Source organism: Microcystis sp. LE19-131.1A (assembly GCF_027532015.1).
Lineage (GTDB): Bacteria > Cyanobacteriota > Cyanobacteriia > Cyanobacteriales > Microcystaceae > Microcystis > Microcystis ichthyoblabe_A.
Map to the genome: position 1 here is coordinate 1 of NZ_JAPZSS010000129.1, position 1196 is coordinate 1196.

General features: G+C 39.5%; 1 protein-coding gene. It reads left to right on the forward strand.

What is annotated here, in order from left to right:
• Positions 1-582 precede the first annotated feature (582 nt).
• Positions 583-1077: a hypothetical protein gene (locus O9323_RS10855; RefSeq protein ID WP_288125094.1), complete on the forward strand. Its 495-nt coding sequence runs from the start codon at positions 583-585 to the stop codon at positions 1075-1077.
• Positions 1078-1196 lie beyond the last annotated feature (119 nt).

The window sequence follows — 1196 nt, forward strand, 5'->3', positions numbered from 1 at the left end:
ATGATATCAGCCAGACTTGGAAACTATCTCATCAAATTAGTCCCCCCATAGAACCCCCTTGAGCCATCTTGCACACTTTTCTCTTTTTGTCAAATTTTATGTTAAGAAAGATGTGACTAATGGATAGCTTAATAAGGGGGGGATCGAACCTAAAATCCATTTTCAATTTAATTATAACCAGCTACTTAAGTCTGTCTAGGCACTAGCTACGCTTTGTAACAAAAAGATCGGTTTGTAACAAAAAGATCCTTGAGAAGGCTCAAAAGATCATTTTAGCCACTGAAAAGCACGCAAAAAGATCCTTGGAAATTTTAAAAAAGACGATCAAAATGCTACCAATTCCTCTATTTTGCAAGTTTATTATAAAAAAAAGAACAGAGGAATTAAGCCTATGTATCTATCAACTGATCAGATTAAATCACTAACCGAGAGGCTAAAAAATCTCTTGGGGTATGTACCCAAAGAAGCTTGGGTAATTAGTCCAGCACTACCGAGAAATTGAACAACTGCACAGCTAATAAAACCGCCTGAATTTGGTTATTTAACCATTTTCAGGACAGTACAACCAAATTTTCCACTACTATGATACTGAAAAAACCCACCCCAACACAAGCATCGGCTTTAAGGGATAATCCACGCCTAGGGATGCTCCAACTCAGCGATAATCGTCTCGTACAAGCTTTCTTTGACTGGCTAACAGGCTACTACCTTGCTCCCCCTCTCTGGAAAAGCACGCCTTCCTTAGAATTACTCTATGGCATACTCCAGTATATAGGAGGATTAGCGATCGCTCTTAGCCACTGGCAATTAATCCCCCTAGGATGGGTGTTATCCGTAGCTGGAGCGGCTCAATTGCAGGAAATAGCCCACTTTTGCGCCCATAATGCTTTTTTCCCTCAATATCCCACTTATAACCATCTTTTAGGTTGTTTACTTACCTTAATTACTGGGAAAAAGCCCTTTCCATTGTTCAAAAAAGATCACCTATTAATTCATCACCCGCCGAAAAACCTAGCTACCATGAATGACAAAGGGAATACCCCCTACCTAGTAGAACTGGACTTCCCCCATACATAAATACTAAAAAATTAACAAAACCCTTACTGCAGGTCGCTTCTAAGAAAAAATTGAAAAGAGGCTACTGGGTACATTTTTTACTTGAAAATGGCTGTACCGTTGACTGTATCTGGAGTAGA